This window comes from Dyella soli, from assembly GCF_054482295.1.
Genome location: NZ_JBTFFU010000002.1, coordinates 255,596 through 274,794, shown reverse-complemented (window position 1 = coordinate 274,794; position 19,199 = coordinate 255,596). Strand labels below are relative to the sequence as shown.

Annotated in this window: 21 protein-coding genes; 7 read left to right on the top strand and 14 right to left on the bottom strand. The window is 67.9% G+C overall.

Annotation, left to right across the window (positions count from 1 at the left end):
* The first annotated feature begins 13 nt into the window (after positions 1 to 13).
* Both ACXU4B_RS11635 and ACXU4B_RS11630 read left to right on the top strand, forming a co-directional pair.
* On the top strand, positions 14 to 1,864 hold the full coding sequence (locus tag ACXU4B_RS11635) for a tetratricopeptide repeat-containing sulfotransferase family protein (protein WP_240734159.1): 1,851 nt from the start codon (positions 14 to 16) through the stop codon (positions 1,862 to 1,864).
* A gap of 58 nt (positions 1,865 to 1,922) precedes the next feature.
* A complete protein-coding gene (locus ACXU4B_RS11630) occupies positions 1,923 to 2,594 on the top strand; it encodes a hypothetical protein (protein ID WP_131412354.1) in 672 nt (223 codons plus the stop codon).
* A 41-nt stretch (positions 2,595 to 2,635) separates the two neighbouring features.
* Here ACXU4B_RS11630 and lpdA read toward each other — a convergent pair whose 3' ends face one another.
* The 4 genes from lpdA to ACXU4B_RS11610 all read right to left on the bottom strand — a co-directional run bounded on the left by lpdA (position 2,636) and on the right by ACXU4B_RS11610 (position 8,131).
* On the bottom strand, positions 2,636 to 4,423 hold the full coding sequence (gene lpdA, locus ACXU4B_RS11625; RefSeq protein WP_131412356.1) for a dihydrolipoyl dehydrogenase: 1,788 nt from the start codon (positions 4,421 to 4,423) through the stop codon (positions 2,636 to 2,638).
* A 103-nt stretch (positions 4,424 to 4,526) separates the two neighbouring features.
* On the bottom strand, positions 4,527 to 6,209 hold the full coding sequence (gene aceF, locus ACXU4B_RS11620) for a dihydrolipoyllysine-residue acetyltransferase (protein ID WP_131412358.1): 1,683 nt from the start codon (positions 6,207 to 6,209) through the stop codon (positions 4,527 to 4,529).
* A gap of 175 nt (positions 6,210 to 6,384) precedes the next feature.
* The gene (locus ACXU4B_RS11615; RefSeq protein ID WP_131412360.1) at positions 6,385 to 7,218 is read right to left on the bottom strand and encodes a mechanosensitive ion channel family protein; all 834 of its coding nucleotides are present in this window, start codon (positions 7,216 to 7,218) and stop codon (positions 6,385 to 6,387) included.
* Between the two features lie 94 nt (positions 7,219 to 7,312).
* Positions 7,313 to 8,131, bottom strand: a complete 819-nt coding sequence (locus tag ACXU4B_RS11610) for a DUF2884 family protein (protein WP_165583229.1) — start codon at positions 8,129 to 8,131, stop codon at positions 7,313 to 7,315.
* A 202-nt stretch (positions 8,132 to 8,333) separates the two neighbouring features.
* Here ACXU4B_RS11610 and ACXU4B_RS11605 point away from each other — a divergent pair, with 202 nt between their 5' ends.
* Entirely contained in the window at positions 8,334 to 9,992 is a 1,659-nt protein-coding gene (locus tag ACXU4B_RS11605) for an FAD-binding dehydrogenase (protein WP_131412364.1), read from the top strand.
* Complete coding sequence (locus tag ACXU4B_RS11600; protein ID WP_205746597.1) at positions 9,989 to 11,008, top strand: 2-dehydropantoate 2-reductase; 1,020 nt, start codon at positions 9,989 to 9,991, stop codon at positions 11,006 to 11,008. The genes ACXU4B_RS11605 and ACXU4B_RS11600 overlap by 4 nt, the downstream gene beginning before the upstream one ends.
* Here ACXU4B_RS11600 and ACXU4B_RS11595 read toward each other — a convergent pair.
* From ACXU4B_RS11595 to ACXU4B_RS11555, 9 genes are all read right to left on the bottom strand, one after another.
* Positions 11,002 to 12,222, bottom strand: coding sequence for a low temperature requirement protein A (locus ACXU4B_RS11595; RefSeq protein ID WP_131412366.1), 1,221 nt, complete (start codon positions 12,220 to 12,222; stop codon positions 11,002 to 11,004). The two genes, ACXU4B_RS11600 and ACXU4B_RS11595, sit on opposite strands and share 7 nt — an antisense overlap.
* A gap of 67 nt (positions 12,223 to 12,289) precedes the next feature.
* Positions 12,290 to 12,568 (bottom strand): DUF2845 domain-containing protein, encoded by a 279-nt coding sequence (locus tag ACXU4B_RS11590; RefSeq protein WP_458910879.1) that lies wholly within the window; start codon positions 12,566 to 12,568, stop codon positions 12,290 to 12,292.
* Positions 12,569 to 12,762: 194 nt separating this feature from the next.
* Positions 12,763 to 13,011 carry a DUF2845 domain-containing protein gene (locus ACXU4B_RS11585; protein ID WP_131412370.1) on the bottom strand — a complete coding sequence of 83 codons (249 nt, stop codon included), beginning with the start codon at positions 13,009 to 13,011 and terminating at the stop codon, positions 12,763 to 12,765.
* Between the two features lie 49 nt (positions 13,012 to 13,060).
* The gene (locus tag ACXU4B_RS11580; RefSeq protein ID WP_131412372.1) at positions 13,061 to 13,636 is read right to left on the bottom strand and encodes a DUF924 family protein; all 576 of its coding nucleotides are present in this window, start codon (positions 13,634 to 13,636) and stop codon (positions 13,061 to 13,063) included.
* A 26-nt stretch (positions 13,637 to 13,662) separates the two neighbouring features.
* Positions 13,663 to 14,103 (bottom strand): PA2169 family four-helix-bundle protein, encoded by a 441-nt coding sequence (locus ACXU4B_RS11575; protein ID WP_131412374.1) that lies wholly within the window; start codon positions 14,101 to 14,103, stop codon positions 13,663 to 13,665.
* 103 nt (positions 14,104 to 14,206) lie between these two features.
* Complete coding sequence (locus ACXU4B_RS11570) at positions 14,207 to 14,956, bottom strand: DUF2884 family protein (protein ID WP_131412376.1); 750 nt, start codon at positions 14,954 to 14,956, stop codon at positions 14,207 to 14,209.
* Positions 14,957 to 15,020: 64 nt separating this feature from the next.
* Positions 15,021 to 15,581, bottom strand: a complete 561-nt coding sequence (locus tag ACXU4B_RS11565; protein WP_131412378.1) for a hypothetical protein — start codon at positions 15,579 to 15,581, stop codon at positions 15,021 to 15,023.
* Complete coding sequence (locus ACXU4B_RS11560) at positions 15,581 to 16,123, bottom strand: peroxiredoxin (protein WP_131412380.1); 543 nt, start codon at positions 16,121 to 16,123, stop codon at positions 15,581 to 15,583. Before ACXU4B_RS11560 ends, ACXU4B_RS11565 begins: the two co-directional genes overlap by 1 nt.
* Before the next feature lie 93 nt (positions 16,124 to 16,216).
* On the bottom strand, positions 16,217 to 16,675 hold the full coding sequence (locus ACXU4B_RS11555; protein ID WP_131412382.1) for a hypothetical protein: 459 nt from the start codon (positions 16,673 to 16,675) through the stop codon (positions 16,217 to 16,219).
* A gap of 198 nt (positions 16,676 to 16,873) precedes the next feature.
* Between ACXU4B_RS11555 and ACXU4B_RS11550 the strand changes: the two genes are divergently transcribed.
* The 3 genes from ACXU4B_RS11550 to ACXU4B_RS11540 all read left to right on the top strand — a co-directional run bounded on the left by ACXU4B_RS11550 (position 16,874) and on the right by ACXU4B_RS11540 (position 18,643).
* Positions 16,874 to 17,212, top strand: a complete 339-nt coding sequence (locus tag ACXU4B_RS11550; protein ID WP_131412384.1) for a glycine zipper 2TM domain-containing protein — start codon at positions 16,874 to 16,876, stop codon at positions 17,210 to 17,212.
* A 32-nt stretch (positions 17,213 to 17,244) separates the two neighbouring features.
* Positions 17,245 to 17,661 (top strand): universal stress protein, encoded by a 417-nt coding sequence (locus tag ACXU4B_RS11545; protein ID WP_131412386.1) that lies wholly within the window; start codon positions 17,245 to 17,247, stop codon positions 17,659 to 17,661.
* A 160-nt stretch (positions 17,662 to 17,821) separates the two neighbouring features.
* Complete coding sequence (locus tag ACXU4B_RS11540) at positions 17,822 to 18,643, top strand: ferritin-like domain-containing protein (protein WP_131412388.1); 822 nt, start codon at positions 17,822 to 17,824, stop codon at positions 18,641 to 18,643.
* A gap of 51 nt (positions 18,644 to 18,694) precedes the next feature.
* Here ACXU4B_RS11540 and ACXU4B_RS11535 read toward each other — a convergent pair whose 3' ends face one another.
* Positions 18,695 to 19,141 carry a DUF6491 family protein gene (locus ACXU4B_RS11535; protein ID WP_131412390.1) on the bottom strand — a complete coding sequence of 149 codons (447 nt, stop codon included), beginning with the start codon at positions 19,139 to 19,141 and terminating at the stop codon, positions 18,695 to 18,697.
* Positions 19,142 to 19,199 lie beyond the last annotated feature (58 nt).

The following is a 19,199-nucleotide window of genomic DNA, read 5'->3' as shown; positions in this document are numbered from 1 at the left end:
GACGGATCGTCCCTTGCCATCCTCCGCCGACCTCTCCGCACGCATGCTCGCGGCCTACCAGGGCGGCGACATGGCCACGGTTCTCGCCCTCGGCGAACACGCAGCCGACGCCGACGACACCATGCTGTTGCTGCTGGGTGCCGCGCAGCAATCCCTCGCCCGACTCGACGACGCCCTGGCCACGTTTGGCCGCCTGGTGCGACGACGCCCCGACGTGCCGGAATACTGGAACAATCTCGCCGTCGTGGCCCGTGGACTGGGCGATGGCGACACCGCCGAGCAGGCCTTGCGACGCGCCGTCGCGCTGGCGCCGCACGAAGCGGAGATCCACTACAACCTCGGCCTGTTGTACGCCGAGCAGCAACGCTGGCTGCTGGCGCGCGAAGCGCTGCTCGAGGCGGTGCACCTGGCGCCGGGGTTCATCGATGCGCGCTTGCAGGCCGCCCACGCCTGTCATGTCTGCGGCGACAACAGCGCCGAAGAAGCGATGCTGGACGGCGCCGGTCACTGGCCGCCGCAACCGGCCGAGCAAGCCCTGAAACTCGCCACCATGCTTGCCACGCAGGGCGCACTGGCGGCGGCGTTTGATGTCCTGGACAAGGCGATCCTGCCTGCGGGTGACGACGCCCGCATCGCTCGCTTGCGCATCGCCGCAAGGCGCGCCGCCCTGCACGAGCGCAACAACCGGACCGCCGAAGCGCAAGGCGAACTGGCCGCCCTGCCCCCGTCCGCACTGGACGCGCTAGCGGCCGACCAGCAGGGCCTGCGCAGCGAAGGCTGGAGCGCGCACGCCGCGGTCGCCGCTCGCCTGGGCGACCTGGCCGGCGCCACCATGCTTTATCAGCGCGTACTCGACCACGCCGGCGAAGCCGACGTGCGCGCGAACGCCGCCTTCGGCCTGGCCGCCGCACTCGACAAGCAGGGCCGGCGCGACGAGGCGTGGCAAGCTGCGCTGGCGGCGCATGCCGCGCAATGGGAAATCGCCAGGGACATCGTGCCCGAACTGCTGGCCGACGGCAGCCAGCCGCTCGCGATGGCAGGCCACCGCGTCGGCCCTGCCGAACATGCGCGCTGGACCTCGCTGTCTGCCCCCGGCGGCCGGGAAAGTCCCGTCTTCGTCGTCGGTTTCCCCCGCTCGGGCACCACCCTGCTCGAACAGATGATCGACGCGCATCCCGATTTCCGCTCGATGGACGAGCGTGCCTTTGTCTACGAACTGACCGAGCGCATGAACCTCGCCGGCCAGGCTTATCCCGCTGGCCTGACCGCGATGACCCAGCTCGAGGCCAACCAGCTGCGCGCCATCTATGCGGGCCTGGCGGCCCGGGTCGTGCCGGATCTTGGCGGGCGCCAGCTGGTCGACAAGAACCCGCTCAACATGCTGTGCCTGCCGATGATCATGCGGCTGTTTCCCGAGGCCCGCATCATCCTGTGCCTGCGCCACCCCTGCGACGTGCTGCTGAGCTGCTTCATGCAGTCGTTCCGCTCGCCGGCCTTCATGGTGATGTGCTCGTCACTGCAGCGGCTGGCGGAGGGCTATGTGAACGCCTTCGAGCAGTGGCTCGGGCATGTCGAAGTGTTCGCCCCGCGCGTGCTGGAGTGGCGGTATGAAGCCGTCGTGCAGGGTTTCGACGAACACGTCGCGTGGCTGGGTCGCTTCCTCGAGGTCGACGATGCCTCGCCCATGGCGCGCTTCGCCGAGCACGCGCGCAACAAGGGCTACATCAGCACGCCGAGCTACGCGCAGGTGACCCAGGGCATTCACGGCAAGGCGGTGAATCGCTGGCATGCCTATCGCGACATGTTCGCGCCGGTGCTGCCCACGCTGCGTCCGCTGATGCAGCGGCTTGGCTACCGCGAATAGCCCGGCCGCCGGCGGTTCGGATACCCTGCGCCCTCCCCCTACGCCGACAGGAGTCGCCATGCATTTCGAAGTGCCCAAGATCAGGATGCATACGTTCCGCGAGTTCGCGCAGCACTATCTGATGATCGTGCTCAGCATCCTCACCGCGCTGGGCCTGGAGCAATGGATCGAGAGCGTGCACCACCGGCACGCCGCCGAAAACGCCAGCATGCAGATCGACGCGGAGCTGCGCGGCACGCTGGACGACATCCACAAGTCGATGGATGCCAACACGCAGAAGCTCGCTCCCCTGAGGGCACTCAACGAGGCCATCACGGCCGACGTGCGCAACGGCGTGCCGGACCAGGAGATCAACCGCCACATCCAGGCGATGAAGGACAAGTTCCTCCTCAGCATCAACTGGCCGACCTTCCCCAGCCAGGCCTGGGACGTGGCCGTGGCCAACCAGTCCGCCACCTGGATCGCGACGGAAAAGCTGCACAAGTACGCCGGTGCCTACGCCATCCAGCGCGAGGCGGCCAACTGGATGGCCTACAAGAGCACGCTCGCGCTCGACGCGCCACGCATGGTCGAACTGCGCACGCGGATCAGACTGGGCAAGGAGGTCGACCCGCTGGAACTGCTCGGCGTGCTGCAGCAGATGATCAACAGCTCGGCGGAAACCATCTCGCACCTCGAGGAGACCGCCAGGCCGGTGCAGGCTGCGCTGCAAGGCGAGCAGAAGCCATAAAAAAAGCCCGGGCATGCCCGGGCTTTTTTGATTGCGCCGACTTACTTTTTCTTCTTCGGCATGTACAGGTCGGTGATGGTGCCTTCGTAGGCCTCGGCGGCCATGCCCACCGACTCGCTCAGGGTCGGATGCGGGTGGATGGTCATGCCGATATCGGCCGCTTCCGAGCCCATCTCGATCGCCAGCGCGACCTCGCTGATGAGGTCGCCCGCATGCGGGCCGACGATGGCACCGCCCACCACGCGATGGGTCTCCTCGTCGAACAGCAGCTTGGTGAAGCCCTCGGTGCGGTCGATGCCGATGGCGCGGCCGCTGGCGGCCCACGGGAACTTGCCGACGCCGATCTTCAGGCCCTTTTCCTTCGCCTCGCGCTCGGTCACGCCCACCCAGGCGATTTCCGGATCGGTGAAGGCCACCGACGGGATCACGCGCGCGTCGAAGTGACTCTTCATGCCCGACACCACTTCCGCCGCGACGCGGGCTTCGTGCGTGGCCTTGTGTGCCAGCATCGGCTGGCCGACCAGGTCGCCGATGGCAAAGATGTGCGGCACGTTAGTGCGCATCTGCGTGTCGACGTTGATGAAGCCGCGCTCGGTCACCGCCACGCCGGCCTTGTCGGCGCCGATCTTGCCGCCGTTGGGCGAACGGCCCACCGACACCAGCACGCGGTCGAACAAGTTCGTCTCGGGGATGCTCTCGCCTTCGTAGCTGACCTCGATGCCCTTCTTGGTGGCCTTGGCCTCGACCACCTTGGTCTTGAGGTGGACACCCTTGAGCTTCCTGGCCAGGCGCTGCGCCAGCGGCTTGACCAGGTCGGCGTCGGCGCCGGGAATGATCTGGTCCATGAACTCGACCACGGTCACTTCGCTGCCGAGCGCCGAGTACACCGTGGCCATCTCCAGGCCGATGATGCCGCCGCCGACCACCAGCAGCTTCTTAGGTATGTCCTTCAGTTCCAGCGCACCGGTGGAGTCGACGATGCGGTCGTCGTCCCACGGGAACGCCGGCAGCTTCACCGACTGCGACCCGGCGGCAATGATGGCGTGCTCGAAGCGGATCAGCTTGCTGCCTTCGGCCGTCTGGACTTCCAGTTCATTGGGCGAGACGAAGCTGCCCACGCCCTGCACCGTGCGCACCTTGCGCTGTTTGGCCATGCTGGTGAGGCCGCCGGTGAGCTTGCCGACCACCTTGGTCTTGAAGTCGCGCAGCTTGTCGAGGTCGATCTTCGGCGCGCCGAAGCTGACGCCGTGTGCAGCCATCGCCTCGGCCTCGTCGATCACGGCAGCTGCATGCAGCAGCGCCTTGGACGGAATGCAGCCGACGTTGAGGCAGACGCCGCCGAGCGTGGCGTAGCGCTCGACCAGCACGGTGTCGACGTCTAGGTCGGCGGCGCGGAACGCGGCGGTGTAGCCGCCCGGGCCCGAGCCCAGCACGACCAGCTTGCATTCGATGTCAGGCGTGCGGCCCGAGGCGCCAGCAGCCTTCGGTGCCGCTGCGACGACCAGACCGGGCGCGGGAGCCGCAGCGGCCGGCGCCGGCGCGGGAGCCGCCGCCTTCGGGGCGTCCGCGGACTTGGCGGTGCCAGCGTCCGCAGCTTCCAGCACGGCAATCACCGCACCCTCGGAGACTTCGTCGCCCACCTTCACCTTCAGTTCCTTGATCACGCCGGCGGCGCTCGACGGGATTTCCATCGTCGCCTTGTCCGATTCGAGCGTGATCAGGCTCTGTTCCTTGGCGACCGTGTCGCCGACCTTCACCAGCACCTCGATCACCGGCACGTCGCCGTGACCGCCGATGTCGGGAACCTTGATTTCGATGGTGCTTGCCATGGGGAATCCTTGGATTTCTTTTCGCTACGCAGTGAGGGCGACGCAAGATTGGCCCCTCACCCCAACCCTCTCCCGGCAGGGGAGAGGGAGCAACGGCGAGGCGTCAGAGCAGCAGGCGGCGGATATCGCCCAGCTGCTGCGCGAGGAAGGCGGCGAAGCGCGCGGCCAGCGCGCCGTCGATCACGCGATGGTCGTAGCTGAGCGACAGCGGCAGCATCAGGCGGGGCGCGAATTCCTTGCCGTTCCACACCGGCTTCATCGCTGCCTTGGATACACCGAGGATCGCCACCTCCGGCGCATTGACGATCGGCGTGAATGCCGTGCCGCCAATGCCACCCAGCGACGAGATCGAGAAGCAGCCGCCGGACATCTCGGCGGGACCGAGTTTCTTGTCGCGCGCCTTCCTGGAGATCTCGCCCAGTTCGACCGCAAGGTCGAGCAGGCCCTTCTTGTCGCAGTCGCGGATCACCGGCACCACCAGGCCGTCGGGCGTGTCCACCGCAATGCCGATGTGGAAGTACTTCTTGAGGATCAGCTTCTCGCCGCTCTCGTCGAGCGAGGCGTTGAACTGCGGGAATTTCTTCAGTGCCGCCACCACCGCCTTGATCTGGAACACCAGCGGGGTGACCTTCAGATCCTTGTTCTCTTCGCCGAGCTTCTTGCGGAAGGCTTCCAGCTCGGTGATGTCGGCGTCTTCGTGCTGGGTGACGTGCGGGATCATCGCCCAGTTGCGCGCGAGGTTGGCGCCGGAGATCTTCTGGATGCGCGACAGCGGCTTTTCTTCGATCTCGCCGAACTTGCTGAAGTCGACCTTGGGCCACGGCAGCAGGTTGAGGCCGCCACCGGTGGCCACCGGCGCACCGCTGGGACGCGCGCCGGAAGCGAGCGCGTGCTTCACGTAGGCACTGACGTCCTCGCGCTGGATGCGGCCGCCACGGCCGCTGCCCTTGACCTGCTGGATGTCCACGCCCAGCTCGCGCGCGAAGGCGCGGATGGCCGGGCTGGCATACGGTGCGTCGCCAGGCATGACGATGCGCGAATCGAACGGCGGGCGCACGCTGGGCGGCACGTCGCCTTCGGGCGCGTTGCCGGGCAACACGCTGCGACCACCGATCGGGGCCGGCTTTTCCTCGACCTTGGGCGCTGCCACCGCGGCGGCCGGCGCCGGCGGTGCGGGCGCGGCGGCGGGAGCGCCACCGGCGGCCTCGACCAGGGCGATCAGGCTGCCTTCGGACAACTCATCGCCCACCTTGACCTTGAGTTCCTTCACCACGCCCGCGAACGGCGCCGGTACTTCCATCGTCGCCTTGTCCGATTCGAGCGTGATCAGGCCCTGGTCCTTGGCGATGGTGTCGCCCACCTTCACCAGGATCTCGATCACCGGCACGCCGCTGCTGCCGATGTCCGGCACGAGCACTTCGCGCACGCCGCCGCTGGCGGCAGGCGCCGCGGCAGGCGCAGGTGCCGGAGCGGGAGCGGCCTTGGCGGGCGCCTCGACCTTGGCCGGCGCTGCCGCCGCCGGCGCGGGGGCCGCCGCGGACGCCTCGCCGTCGACCTCGATGATCGCGATCAGGGTGCCTTCGGAGGCCTCGTCACCGACCTTGAGCTTGATTTCCTTGATGGTCCCCGCAAAGGGCGCCGGCACTTCCATGGTCGCCTTGTCCGACTCCAGCGTGACCAGGCCCTGCTCCTTGGCCACCTTGTCGCCGGGTTTCACCAGCACTTCGATCACCGGCACGTTCTCGCTGCCGATATCGGGAACGCGTGCTTCTTTGAGGTCGGCCATGGTTTCTCCTACGGATGGCGATGGCGTGCCGTGCGGGGATGACGGCCGCGTAAGGCTTTAATCATAGCGAACGAGACCCCTCTCCGGACGCATTTGGATCGGTTGAAGGCACCATTCGCATACGTATGCAGGCGATCCGGCCCGGCCTCCAGCCCTCGGTGGGCAGCCAGGCCACTTACGCCGCCCGCTCCGGCAGGCGGCCCCGCACGACGGTCAACTCGCGCTGGGGGACCGCCATGCGGATGCCCGCGGCGCCAAAACGCTCCTTCAGGGTGCGCACCAGGTCGGTCTGGGCGCCCCACACGTCGGCACTGCGGGTGTAGGCACGCAGCACCAGCACCACGCCGTTCTCGCCCAGGCTTTCCGTCCATACGCCGGGCTCGGGATCGCGCAGGATGCGCGCATCGGCCGCATACAGCTGCTGCACCACGTCCATCGCCTCGCCGAGGTCATCGGTGTAACCGATGCCCACCTTCAGTTCGAAGCGGCGCGTGCCACGGCGGTTGAAGTTGATGATCGCGTCGGATCCGATCTTCGCGTTGGGCACCACCGCCTCGCGGTTGTCCGGCAGCACCAGCAGCGTATGCATCAGGCTGACGCTCTCGACCGTGCCTTCGATGCCACCGGCCTGGATGAAGTCGCCGACGCGAAACGGCCGGAACATGATCAGCAACACGCCCCACGCCAGGTTGCTCAGCGAGCCCTGCAAGGCCAGGCCGATGGCGAGCCCGCCTGCGCCGAGCGCGGCGACCAGCGGCGCCGAGGGCACGCCGGCCTGTTGCAGCGCCATCACGATCAACAGGGCGACCAGGACGCCGTTGATGACGTTGCGCAGGAATCCGCTCAGTGTTTCGTCGACGTTCGCACGCCGCATGGCGCGCCGGGCGAAGTTCGCCGCACGTGCCGCGAGCCACAGGCCCACCAGCAGGATCAGCAGCGCGATGGTGACGTTGATGATGGTGTTGATGCTGCCTTCGGAGAGCGGCAGGCGCGCCAGCAGGTGATGCATCGGCAAGGTCTCGTGCTTCGCAAAGCGCGAAAGCGTAGCAGGCCGCCGATCAAGGTTCCGTCGGCACGCCACGTGCGCGCCGCGGCGCGGCGCCCTACTCGGCGTGCGCGCGCGCCTGCGCGGTGGTCAGCTTCCTTGCATGGTCGGCGTCATGCGAGAGCAATTGCAGCCGTGCGCCGTCCTGCAGCCGGACCTGCAGCTGCTGCTGCAAGTGATCCAGTGCAACCAGGCGCGGGCACAACGCTTCGGCGCGTTTGTCGAGCTGCTCGGCCTGCCGGCTCATTTCCCGGTCCATGGACTGGTCGAGCGATTCGGCGCGCGCCTGCAGCGCGGCGACCTTGCTTTCGTCGCCACTGAGGGCGGCCTTGACTGCCGATCCGGCCACCTTGCCGGCCAGGTCGGACACGGAGGCCTGGACGCTGTCGGCCACCATGTCGTCCATCGCGTGCCGCTGCCACACGCCCTGGCCCAGGCTGGCGTCGATGCGCGCCAGCGCCTGGCGGTGGTTGTCGTCCAGCCGGCGCAGCATCCCGCGACGCTCGTCGTCGTTGTCGGCGAAGGTCAGCAACACCGTGCGCATCGCCGCAAAGCCCATGTCGACGCCTTGCCGCGCGATGCTGGCGATCTCCGGCAACAGGCCGCGCAGCTGGCTTTCGTAGGCACGCAAGCGCGTGGCGTCGTCCGCGGAAACGGCCACGTCGCGGCCGTCGACCCACAGGCGCCCGTCGTGCATGAAGACCTGGGTGGGGCGGCCGCTGTCGCGGCGGAAATCGACGCCGTCCTGGCTGGCGTGGACATCGTAGTCGGACGTGTAGCCACAGTTGCCGTCGCCGAAGTGGACATCGCCCGCGCATGCCCCGCCAGCGAAGGCGAGCGTCGCGGCCATGACACAGCCCATGAGTTTAAAACGCATGTCCGATGCCTCCCGAAACGTGGCGCATGCTGCGCGACTCCCTTCCAACAGTGCGCGCCCGCGCGTGCCCGGGCATGGGCCAGCCGTCATGCCCTGCCATCGGTCATGGCCGTCCATTTGGCGACCATGGCGCAGCGTGCATAGGCAAACGGCATCGCCGCGCGCTAAGTTCGCCGGACTGATCGCCAAGAGGGGGCGCGGAATGCGGGACGCATGCGATGTGATCGTGGTGGGTGCGGGTCTGGCCGGCCTGGTAGCGGCCACTGAACTGGCCGATGCCGGCAAGCGGGTACTGGTGCTGGAGCAGGAACCGGAACAGAGCCTCGGGGGCCAGGCATTCTGGTCGTTCGGCGGCCTGTTCTTCGTGGACTCGCCCGAACAACGCCGCATGGGCGTGCGCGATTCGCACGCGCTCGCGCTGGCCGACTGGATGGGCACCGCCGCCTTCGATCGCCCCGAGGATCACTGGCCCCGCCGCTGGGCCGAGGCCTATGTCGACTTTGCTGCCGGCGAAAAACGCAGCTGGCTGCACGCCATGGGCATGCGCTGGTTTCCGGTGGTGGGCTGGGCCGAACGCGGCGGACATGGTTCCATCGGCCACGGCAATTCCGTGCCGCGCTTCCATGTCACCTGGGGCACCGGGCCCGGCGTGATCGAGCCCTTCGTGCGCCGTGCGCGCGAGGCCCAGGCCAGTGGCCTGCTGCAGTTCGGCTTCCGCCATCGCGTCGACGACTTGATCGTCGAGGGCGGCTGCGTGGTCGGCGTGCGCGGCAGCGTGCTCGCCGCCGATGGCATGGAACGCGGCAAGCCGAGTTCACGCGACGTGGTGCAGCCGTTCGAACAGCGCGCGCAGTCGGTGATCGTGGCCTCCGGCGGCATCGGCGGCAATCACGCGCTGGTGCGCAAGAACTGGCCCGAACGGCTGGGCCCGCCGCCTGCCCACATGCTGTGCGGCGTGCCGGCGCACGTGGACGGTCGCATGCTCGGCATCAGCGAGGCCGCCGGCGCGCGGCTGATCAATCGCGACCGCATGTGGCACTACGTCGAGGGCATCGAGAACTGGAATCCGATCTGGCCCATGCATGCCATCCGCATCCTGCCGGGGCCTTCGTCGTTCTGGTTCGACGCGACCGGGCGCCGCCTGCCCGGCCCGCTCTGGCCGGGCTTCGATACCCTCGGCACGCTGGAGCATCTTCGCGGCACCGGCCATGACTACAGCTGGTTCGTGCTCGACCAGCAGATCATCCGTCGCGAGTTCGCGCTGTCGGGTTCGGAACAGAATCCCGACCTCACCGGCAAGAGCTGGCGGCAGGTGGCCAGGCGCGCCATCGGCAAGGCGGCGCCGGCGCCGGTGGAAGCCTTCAAGCAGCATGGCCGCGACTTCATCGTGCGCAACACGCTGGAGGAACTGGTCGAGGGCATGAATGCGCTGGCCGGCAACCAGTTGCTCGACGTCGTGCAGCTGCGGCAGGAAATCGAGGCGCGCGACCGGCAATGGGACAATCCGTTCACCAAGGACAGCCAGGTCATGGCTATCCATAACGCGCGCCGCTATCGCGGGGACAAGCTCGTGCGCGTGGCCAAGCCGCACCGCCTGCTCGATCCGGCGAACGGTCCGCTCATCGCCGTGCGGCTCAACATCCTCACGCGCAAGACGCTTGGCGGCCTCGAGACCGACCTGCAGGCGCGCGTGCTCGGCCCCGATGGCGCGCCGCTCCCGGGCCTGTACGCCGTGGGCGAAGCGGCCGGCTTTGGTGGCGGCGGCCTGCATGGCTACCGCGCGCTGGAAGGCAGCTTCCTCGGCGGCTGCCTGTTCTCGGGCCGCGTGGCGGGCCGCGCGGCAGCGGCAGCGCTGGCATGAACGGGCACACGCTGCCGCGCATCGCCATCTACGGTGCCGGCAGCGTCGGCTGCTACCTCGGCGGACGGCTCGCGGGACACGCCCGCGTGACCTTCATTGGCCGTCCGCGCGTCATCGACATCTTGCGCTCGCGCGGACTCGGCTGGAGCGACCTGCATGGTCGGCACGGGCATGTCGCGGCCGCCGCGCTCGACCTTCGCAGTGATCCCGAAGGCGCCGCCGATGCCGATCTGGTCCTCGTCACCGTCAAGTCGTCGGCCACCGAAACGGTGGCGCGCGAACTGGCCAGGGTTGCCGCTCCCGGCGTGCCGGTGATCAGCTTCCAGAACGGCCTGCACAACGCGGAGCACCTGCGCAAGCTGCTCGCCGCGCATCGCGTGTGCGCCGGCATGGTGCCCTTCAACGTGGTGCAGCGTGAGCCGGGGGTGTTCCACCAGGGCACCGATGGCGAGCTGATGGTGGAGGCGGATACGGCGTTGTCACCGTTTCTGCCGGTGTTCGCTGCCGCCGGCCTGCGCCTGATCCAGCGCGACGACATGCCGGCCGTGCAGGCGGCCAAACTGCTGTTCAATCTCAACAATGCCATCAACGCGCTGTCCGGGCTGCCGCTGAAGCAGGAGCTGTCCCTACGCGAGTGGCGGCGCTGCCTGGCGCTGGCGCAACGCGAAGCGCTGGCGACTTTTGCCGTCGCTGGCATCCGCCCGACACGCCTGTCACCGCTGCCGCCAGCGTGGTTGCCGCGCGTGCTTGAGCTGCCGGATGCGTGGTTCCGCCGGCTGGCGGCGCGCCTGCTGGCGATCGATCCGCTCGCCCGCTCGTCCATGTGGGAAGACCTCGAAGCCGGCCGGCCTACCGAGGTCGACGTGATCAACGGGGAAATCGTGCGCCTCGCCGGCGTGCATGGCCTGCGCGCGCCGGTCAACGCCTGTCTCGTCGCGCTGATCCGCGCGGCGGAACGCGAACGGTGCCCATGGACCGGCGCCGGACTGCTTCAGGCCCTGCGCACCGCTCAGTGATCCGCCGACCCGTAGAGTTCGCGGCGCAGCTGGCCCAGCGACAGCGCCTCCCACGTCGCCACCATCACCAGCACCGCCGCCACCAGCACCGACAACCACAGGACGGATACCCTCGACGCCAGCAACGACATCAGCAGCAGCACGCCCAGCCCCGCCAGGTGCGAGAGCGGAAGCCTGGTGTGATTCACGGTCTGCTTGAACCACGCATTGCCGAGCAGGTAGAGCATCGGGCCACCCAGCAGCACGGCCACCTGCGGCAGGTTGCCCACCGCCTGCGGATGCTCAAGGCTCAGCTCGTCGCCGACGGCACTGACCACGATGCCCGCCACGATCAGCAGATGCAGGTAGGTATAGCCAAGCCGCGCGGTGCGCCCCGGATCGGCGGATTCGCGGATCGAGCGGCTGCCGCGCTCGGCGCCGATGTCGAAATAGATCCACCACATCGCCACGCAGCCGACGAACGCGGCCACGAAGGCGATCCAGGTATCGGCGGTGCGCGCGCCCTGCGCGAAGCTGCTGCCCGTGACCACCACCGACTCGCCGAGCGCGATGATCACGAACAGGCTGCAGCGCTCGGCCATGTGGCCGCCCTCGACATCCCATTCGGCGGTGCTTGAACGCCCCAGGCCCGGCACGTAGAAGAACGCCGCGGGGCCGGTGTACTCGATCGCCAGCGCCACCATCCAGCAGGCCAGGCGTACCTGGCCATCGAGCCAGCCGCCAGCGATCCACCACACGCCGGAAACCGCCAGCCACAGCGTGATGCGGTGGAAGTTGCGCCGGGCCGGCAGCGGCGATCGTCGCAATGCCCACAGCATGAAACACGAGCGGCCCACCTGCATGAACGTGTACGCGCCCGCGAAAGTCAGGCCGCGGGCATCGAAGGCCTGCGGCAGTGCCGTCGACAGCAGCAGCCCCGCGAACATCAGCACCAGCAACAGCAGGCGCACCGCAAGGCGGTCGGGGTCGAGCCAGTTGGTGATCCAGCCGGTGAAGATCCAGACCCACCATACCGCCAGGAACAGCACCAGCACATGCAGCACCCCGCCGCCGCTCAGGTCGCGCAACAAGGTGTGGGACAGCTGGGTGATCGCGTAGACGAACACCAGGTCGAAGAACAGCTCGATGTTGGTGACCTTGCCGTGCACGCCGGCCTGGCGCGGACGCAACAGGCTGGGCGCGCCGGTCCTTTCCGGCTGATCTGCTTCGGACATGGTGCGGACTCCCTGCGGTCGCCGCCGTTATCGCATGCCCGCTAGCGCCGACGCCATGGCCCGCCCGCTAACGGCCATCATCCCTGATCGCACTGACCCGGCCGTCGACCACGATTACCGTGATGACGCGACCGCCGCTGCGGTATTGCCAGTGCTCGCCGGGCGGCGCGGACATACGCGCCGCATGGCCGCTCGAGCGCCCGCCCTTGCGGCTGCCGGACGTCGCCCGGCCGTGCGCCTTGTAGGCGGGTTTGCCCAGCAGTTCCAGCACCCGCGCGGCGCTGTCGCCCACGACCAGCACCTGGCTGCCCACGCGCAGCGTACCGCTGCCTGCGTGCGCTGCCACAGCCAGTAGCAGGCATGCCAAACACAGATATCGGCGCATGATCACGTCCCTGTCCCCTGTCGCACACGCGGTGCCGCGTCAGGGCGAACTAAGCCATGCGGGCCGCGCGGAAAGCACGCCTCGCGAGCCGTCCGTTGTTGTAGGCGGCCGTCTCGTGCCGCACCGCGCAGCGACCGTGCGCACCTGGAAACGGCCTAGTGCGTGCGGTCCTGGATATCGGCGACCTTGCAGCTGATGATGGTGACGATGCGCCCGTCGTCCCGCTGGTACTGCCAGCGCTTGCCCTGGTAGCCGCCGAAGTCGCTCTCCACCGGCTCCTTGAAATCAGGCTTGCCCCGCAACTGCATCACGCGCACCACGCTGTCACCCACGGTCGGCACTTCGCCGCCGACCCGCAGTGTATTGCCGGCATGCGTCGCCAGGCTCAACGACAACAGCAGCACGACGAGGTGGCGACGCCATGATGCCCTCCTTGCCGTTCAACGGCGGCGCTCAGAAGCCGGAACCCGGTTGGGCCAGGTAATCGTCCTCGGCCGGTGTATTGGCACGGCCAAGCACGGCATTGCGATGGGGAAAGCGCCCGAAGCGCCGGATCACGTCGCGATGGCGACGTGCGTAGCTGGCGTAGTCCTCGAATGGCGCGCGTGGTCCGGGCGGCTGCGCGGCCAGCAGTTGCTCGAACAAATCCACGCACCGCTGCTGCAGGGACAGGTCCTCGGCGTGTTCCAGCGGCAGGTAGGCGAATGTCCGCTGCATGGGCGTCAGGCGCAGGTGATCCCCGCGCGTGATGCCCGCCAGGGCCAGCGCCTGCGCCTGCGCATCGGCGGCCCAGGTGCGCGGATCGTTGCGATGGATATTGCGGCTGAACTGGTCCAGCACGATCAGCAGGGCCAGCCAGCCTTCGGGTGTGTCACACCACCCGTCGAGTTCACCACGCGAGGCGGCGTCCAGTGCTGCGCCAAACCGCTCGCGCACGGCAGCATCGAAGGCCTCGTCGCGGGCAAACCACAGCGGCTCGCTGCTCGCGGCAAACCAGAAATCCAGCACGTCCTTGGGCTTGGTCGACATCGTGTGTACCGGGTTTTGGAGCAAGGTCAGCCGTGCGTGGTGCCGGCGAGGCAGTGCATGTCCCGATGCATGCCATGCAGCCGGGACAACTGCACGGCAAGCACGCGCGCCGATTCATCCGTGGCGTGCGCCGCCTGCTGTTCGAAGCAATGCAGCAAGGCGCATTCGCTGCGCGCCAACTGCTGCACCCAGGCCGTATCCCGGTTCGAGGAAAAGCCGTTGACCAGTTCGGCCAGGGCACTGCGTACCGCACCGGAAAGCGTGCCATGCCGCGCCGGCGTGCCGCCGCCGGCATGCACCTGCGCCTGCAATTCGCCGATCAACAGGTCGAGCGTATGCACGTTTTCGGTCAGCAAGGCCTGCAGGCCCGGCTCGCGTACCTGCACCAGGGCGCGGCGATAGAGTTCGCGATCATCGATGCCGCGTCGGATGAGTACGTTGTAGTGCGGTTTTCCTGCGTGCGACACGAGGTCGCCTCCTGACACCCGATAGCTGCTGTGGCTATCCTCGTCCCTCGCCACTTAGCGGAAGGTTAACGCGCGTTACCTGCAACCGCTTTTATCCCGCGTCTTATTGCCCCACCTGCAGCAGGTTGAGCGGCTGGCCGTTGCCGGCGCGGATGCCCTGCTGCAATTCGGCCAGTCGCCGGACTGCCGGGCACAGCGCCTGGATCTGCGGCGTCAGCGCCTGCATGCGCTGCTCCAGCCGCGGCCGCAGCTGGGTCGCCAGGTCGGTGGCGCTGTCGCGCAATCCTGCCGCCGCCTGCAGGTCGCCACTCATGGCGGCATTGATGGCCTGCTGGCCGAGGTCGTTGGCCAGCACCGGGAGCAGATCGTTGGCCAGCTGATCGGCGTACTGGTCGGCGATATTGCCCTGCCAGTCGTGCGTACTGTTGCTGGCGGCGATGCGCTGCTTCAGCTCGGCGGCGCGCGCGGCGACACGGCGGTCCAGTTCGGCGCGCGTATCGGCGCCCAGCGAGAGGCGCGAGCCTTCGTCATGCATGGCGCTGGCGAGCATGTCCACGCCATGGCCGGCGACCACCTTGGCCCTCGGCATCAGCGCGCGCAGCTCGCGTTCGAACAGGGCGAGGCGGTCCTGGTCCTCGGCACGCAAGGCCACCGACGCGCCGTCGGTGCGCAGCGTGCCGTCGCGCAACTCGACCCGCAATGGCGCCGGCTGCGGCCGGTCGAACAACAGGCTGCCCGAGGCGACGGTCACGTCGTAGCTGCTGCTGGCATGGCAGGTGGTCGCCATGTCCTGCGCGTGGAGCGACACACTGGCAAGCGCAAGGGACAGCACGACGGAAAGACGGCGAAGCATGGCGTGGCCTGGTGGGAAACGGTGCCGCAGCGATAACCCGCGCCGTGGCAACCGTTGCTGAATATCAGCGCTTCAGGGCGTGGAACTGTGCGCGGACCGCCGGTCGGCCGAGCCGCCAGGCCAGCCACAGCAACACCGGCACGGCGATGGCCTTGGTCGCCAGGGCCACCTGGAAGCTGCGATGGACGTGGGCCAGCGCGGCCTGGGCGGCGTCGTTCAGGCCGGCCTGGGCATTGGTCAGGGCAACCCCGTCGCTGAACTCCTTCCACTGGGACAGCAGGATCAGCCCGCCCACCAGCCCCCACCCCACCGCCAGCACGACGGCGGCGACCTGCAGGCTCGGGCGGGCCCAGGCCTGCCGGAGGATCGCCCCCGCGCAGATCACGATGAGGGCGAACGCCGCCACGAAGTAGCCCACGTCCCAGGCCAGCATGCGATGCAACTCGTACGTACCCTCGGGATTGATCGCCGCGTGCTCCTGCAGCGCGCTCCACAGTTGGCGCGCATGCGCCAGGTATTGCAGGCAACCGTAGGCGGCCAGCAACAGGATCAGCCAGGCCACGATGCGCCATGCAGCGAAGCCGGCGGACGGGTGCGCGGCATCGCGCCGGACATGCAACGGCATCAGGACGAGGCCTTCAGCGTTTTCAGGTCAGCCAGGACCTGGGCGGAGCTCTTCTCCGGATCCACGTCCTGATACACCTTGGCGATCTTGCCCTGCGGGTCGATCAGGAAGGTGGTGCGGCGCGCGTACTTCATGCCGGCCATGGACGCCAGCACACCATAGGACTGCGCCGCCTTGCGGTCGGCATCGGACAGCAGCGGGAACGGCACGTGGTACTTGGCTGCGAAATCCGCATGCGACTTCACGTCATCGAGGCTCACCCCCACGACGTCCGCACCAGCCTGGCGCAGCTTGGCGATGTCGTCGCGGAACGTGCATACCTCGGTGGTGCAGCCGGGAGTGAAATCCTTCGGGTAGAAATACATCACCAGCCAGTGGCCATGATGGTCGGCAGGCGTGTGCCACTTGCCGTTCTGGTCCTGCAGGCGGAAGTCCGGCGCCTGCTGGCCCACCTGCGGCAGCGCAGCGGGTTCGTCGGCGCAGGCGGGAAGCACCCAGCCCAGCAACAGGGTCAACATCAACAGCAGCGAAAGGCGACGCATGGCGACACTCCAGGGGCGGGAAACCGGGGAAAGTGTACGCGCTAAAGCAAAGGGCGCCAGCGGGCGCCCTTTGCACGGTCGTGTTGTTCGCGATCAGCGCTTGGTGATGGAGAACGCACCGATCGAGACACCGAGGTTGATGCCTTCGCCGCTGCCATGCAGCGCCAGCGAGGTCGTGCCCTTGGTCAGGACCTGCGCCTCGCCACTCTTGCCCACGCCCGCTTCGGCACCGGCCTGCGCGTAGTCGCCGAAGACATCGTCGATGCTGCGGACATGGGTGATGTCGCCCTTGCCGTTATCGATGCGGTACTTGCCGGCGGTCAGGCCGCCGCCATTGACGGTGATCTTCACATTGGCGCGCTGGCCATTGCTGCAGACCACGGTGCCCTCGCCCTCCGCATGCTTGTAGATCACCGACCAGCCGGCGAGGCTGAAGGACAGGTCGCATTTCACCTCCGCTTCCGCCGCCCGCGCCTGCGTCACCGGCAGCGCCGTCATTGCACCCGCGCAGGCCAGCACCAGGGCCGCCATACCAAACGTACGCTTGATCATCATGGTCTCCTTGCAGTGAGTGGAACGACTGGTAGCGGTAACCATTGTGACCCACGATCCTGAACGGTCCGGGATACGCGCCAGCATCCGTTCATCCTCGGCTTTGCAGGTGAACGCCGCGTGGATATTTCCTCGCTTGATGCTTCACTAACGGTGCCGCGCGCACACTGGTATCCCACGAAAAGCGAGGGTCCAGCCATGAAAACCGGAGCGTCCGTCCTGGTCATCGCGGCACTGGCGATGACGTGCAGCGGGCCGCTGGTCGCCCAGTCCTCCACGTCCGCACCCAAGACCCGCACGGTGTGCGAAGACGTGACCGTGCAGGACAACCCCAAGGATTCGCACCAGATCGCCGGCATGGCGATCGGCGGTGTCGCCGGCGGCCTGCTCGGCAACCAGATCGGCGGCGGCAAGGGTCGCACGCTGGCCACCGTGGCGGGAGCGGCCGGTGGCGCGTACGCTGGCAAGAAGGTCCAGGAAAACCAGCAGGCGAAAAACACCCATGTCGAACGGCGCTGCCGTGAGGTCAGCAACTGACGACACCGCTGCGCCCTGCCGAGAGGAACTTCATGCTCAAGTATTCGCTGGTTGGTTATGACGGCTCGCCCTCTTCACAGCGGGCCGTCCGCTTCGCCGTCGACCTGGCCCGCGCGAGCGGCGGTCGCGTTCGGGTGATCTCGGTGCTGCAGGTCACCGAAGGCAGTGCCGACACCTGCACGCTGATGATGAGCGACCCTGGCACCAGCCAGTGCAGCCGCCTGCTGCAGGAGCTGAAGGAACTCGCGCCCGGCGCCGACCAGCTGATCGACAGCGAAGTCGTGCGCGGCAGCCCGGGCGACGTCCTGCTGGATCAGGTGAAGCGGCACAGCATCGATCATGTGGTGATCGGCCACACCGAGCGAGGTGCCCTGGCGCGCTGGCTGCTCGGCTCCGTCTCGGGCGAGGTGCTCGAACGCTGCCATGTGCCGGTGACGGTGGTGCGCTGAGCCACCTCCACTGAATGGTGGCCACGCCTGCGGCCACGCGGGTGGGCAACGATTAATCCGCGACGACGATCACGTCGTATGCTGTTGTCACCATTCCGTCATACCGGATCCATCGCCAGCCCCGCACGCGGGTCGGCCGCCGCCCCACAGGAAGGCCCGCGTGAGCTACGCCGCATCGTTGCCCTGGACGCTGGACAGCATCGACTTCAGCCGCATCGACATCCGGCGCGTGCGCCACGACGAAGACCTGTTCTTCCTGCTGTGCAGCGCATCGTTCGTGGAAAGCGGTTCTGACCTGTACACGCAAAACCTGGTCGATCATTTCGCGGGCGACCAGGAACTGCAGACCTGGCTCAGCCAGCACTGGGAACACGAAGAGCTGCAGCACGGCCGCGCACTGGCCGCATACGTCAAGGCGGTGTGGCCGGAGTTCGACTGGGAGCGCGGCTTCGCCTCGTTCTGGGCGGAATACGGCGCGGTGTGCACCGCCGAGCAGCTGGAGCCGAGCCGCGGCCTGGAGCTGGCTGCGCGCTGCGTGGTGGAAACAGGCACGGCCTGCCTCTACCGCGCGCTCAACGACATCACCGACGAGCCCGTGCTCAAGCAGCTCACCGGCCATATCAAGAGCGATGAAGTGCGCCACTACAAGCACTTCTACCAGCACTTCCGCCTCTATCGCGAACGCGAGGGCTTCGGCCGCTACAAGGTGTTCCGCGCGATCCTGCGCCGGGTCAACGAGATCAAGAGCGAGGACGGCGACATCGCGCTGCGGCACGTATTCAACCAGTGCTACCCGCAGCTCCGCGGCAACGAGCAGGAGTTCCGCCGCGTCACCGGGCGCGCGCAGGGCCTGCTGCGCCGGAACATTCCCGCCGCGATGACGGTGAAGATGCTGCTCAAGCCGCTGGATCTCCCCGGGCGCTGGCAGGATGCGCTGGAGAAGCCGCTGGCGAAGCTGGCCGAGAGACTGTTCCTGCACTGAACCGCTGGTGGGACGCCCCGGCCGCGGCCGTGGACCGGGGCAGCCGCAGGTTTACTTCGCCGGACGGGGCGCCTCTTCCACTTCGCGTGGCTTGCCCTGCTGCGGCGACTGCAGCCTGGCCACGTCGACCGGGCGGATCTGCTTGATGAAGCACGGCGGATCGGGCGGACCGGTGAGCACGCGGTCGAACTTCACCGACACCTCGCTGACACTGGAAGTCAGCGCGATATGGTTGGTGAACTGCAGGTTGCGGCACTTGCCGTCCAGGTCGAGCAGCCACGCTTCGTTGGAACGCGTGTACACCGCGAGCTGGTCATCGCTCAGCGGCTCCCACGACCACAGGCTGAAGTAGTGGAACTTGTTGACCGGCGCACCCGCTACCGCCGCATAGGCCTGCTGGCGGGCGTTGAGGCGCTCGGTGTACTCCTTGCCGACGCGCGCGCAAGCGGCCAGCAGCAGGGCCGAGGCGCCAACGAGCAAAACGTGTTTGACATCCATGGGCTGATCTCCTTGGGGGACGGTCATCAGAACGCGCGAGTCGCGCGCGGGTGGACGA